A 2011-nucleotide genomic window follows, 5' to 3' on the forward strand; every position below is an offset into this window, starting at 1 on the left:
GTCCGGTACCGCACTGAAGGCCTCGGCGTCGGCGAGGGCCGCGTCGACGATCAGTCGCTGCCGGCTGCCCCAGTAGCGGTAGACCAGCGCGGGATCGAGATGATGGCGCTCCGCCATCGCCTCGATGCTGAACCGCTCCACACCCCAGCGGACAAGCTCATCGAGCGCCGCCGGCATCACCCGCGCCCGGACATCGGCGGGAACGGGCTCATCGAGTGGCTGAGACGGCTGCATCCATCGCCCCCTACAAGTAGTCGGTCTGGTTCACCAGCCGCACCGACGAAGCCCCATCCGAATAGAACTCTGCGATGCTCAGCGAGGCCAGGTCAAGATGCAGCCGGTAAAGGATCCCCGGCCCCGCGTCCAGCGCCAGCCGCAGCAGCATCTTGATCGGCGTCACGTGGGACACCACCAGCACCGTCGCACCCTGGTGTGCTTCGATGACCCGTTCGCGCACCCGCAGCACGCGGTCGAGCACCGCGTCGAAGCTTTCCCCGCCCGGCGGTGTCGTGCCGGTGTCGCGCAGCCACCGCCGGTGCAGTTCCGGATCACGTTCGGCCGCTTCGGCGAACGTCAGGCCCTCCCACGCCCCGAAATCCGTTTCGATCAGGTCGTCGTCGACCGTGACGTCCAGCCCGAGCGCCTTGGCGGCCGCCGCCGCGGTGTCGTAGGCCCGTTGCAGCGGCGAGGAGATCACCGCGGCGATCCCGCCACGCTCCGCCATGTAGCGCGCCGCGGCGCCGGCCTGCTGGCGCCCCACCTTCGTCAGCGCCGGGTTGCCGCGTCCCGAGTAGCGGCGCTCCACCGACAGTTCGGTCTGCCCGTGCCGCAGCAACAGCAGGCGGGTCGGCGTGCCCCGCGCCCCCGTCCAGCCGGGCGACGTCCTGGCCTCGGCCGCAACGCTTTTCGCCGGCTCGGCAACCGGCGGCTCGGGTTCGGTCAGGTCTTCGTCGATACCCGCCGCGGCGTCCATCGCCTCGTTGGCCAACCGGTCGGCGTGCGAGTTCTGGGCCCGCGGCACCCAAGCGTAGGAAACCCGGTCGAACCGCGACGCCAGCTTTCGCGCCTGCGCGTGCAGCTCGATCAGGTCGGGATGCTTGACCTTCCACCGCCCGGACATCTGCTCGACCACCAGCTTGGAGTCCAAGAAGGCCTCGACCTCGGTGGCCCCCATTTGCAGGGCGTCGTCCAAACCCGCTATCAGGCCTCGATATTCGGCGACGTTGTTGGTCGCGACGCCGATGGCCTGCTTCGTCTCGGCCAGCACGGTCGAACGGTCCGCGTTGCGGACCACCGCGCCGTACCCGGCCGGTCCGGGGTTGCCCCGCGACCCGCCGTCGGCTTCGACGACGACCTTCACTGGTCGAACCCCTTGACCCGCAACAGGATCGCGCCGCACTCCGGACAGCGCACCAGCTCGTCCTCCGGGGCGGCCGAGATGCGGGACAAATCGCCGCGGCCGATCTCGATCCGGCAGGCGCCGCACCGATGCCCGAGCAACGGCCCGGCCCCCGGCCCTCCCCTGGCGCGTTGCCGCTCGTACATGGCGGACAGCGCGGGATCCAGTTCCGCGGACAGGGTGTCGCGTCGCGACGAACGAGCCTGGCGGGCCTCGTCGATCTCGGCGATCGCGGCGTCGAGCGCCTCCTGGGCGCCGGCCAGTTCGGACTGCAGCGCCTCGACCGCGCGCTGCTCGCTGTCCAACTGCGCCTGCAACTCCTCGCGGCGCTCCATCACCTCCAGCAGCGAGTCCTCGAGACTGGTTTGACGCCGAAGCAGGGTCTCGAGCTCGTGCTGCAGATCCGACAATTGCTTGGCGTCCGTGGCACCGGATTTGAGCAGCGAGCGATCCCGGTCCTCGCGTTGCCGCACCGCCTCGATCTCCGACTCGAACCGCGACACCTGGGCGTCCAAGTCTTCCAGCGCAATTCGCAGCGCACCCAGCCGATCGGCGGCCGCGGTGTGGTCGGCACGGATCCGCTCGACGGCCTCCTGCTCGGGCAGATGGCTG

General features: G+C 70.2%; 2 protein-coding genes and 1 pseudogene. All 3 read right to left on the reverse strand.

Annotation, left to right across the window (positions count from 1 at the left end; translation table 11 throughout):
* Positions 1 to 234: pseudogene (locus A5712_RS18440) on the reverse strand (TetR family transcriptional regulator); the annotation flags it as partial.
* Between the two features lie 10 nt (positions 235 to 244).
* On the reverse strand, positions 245 to 1360 hold the full coding sequence (locus tag A5712_RS18445) for a bifunctional RNase H/acid phosphatase (RefSeq protein ID WP_068107874.1): 1116 nt from the start codon (positions 1358 to 1360) through the stop codon (positions 245 to 247).
* Positions 1357 to 2011: zinc ribbon domain-containing protein (locus tag A5712_RS18450; protein ID WP_068107876.1), on the reverse strand; the 655-nt coding region annotated here is incomplete at its 5' end. The genes A5712_RS18445 and A5712_RS18450, both read right to left, overlap by 4 nt.

The organism is Mycobacterium sp. E2327 (assembly GCF_001672675.1).
In the GTDB taxonomy this organism is placed as follows: Bacteria; Actinomycetota; Actinomycetes; order Mycobacteriales; family Mycobacteriaceae; genus Mycobacterium.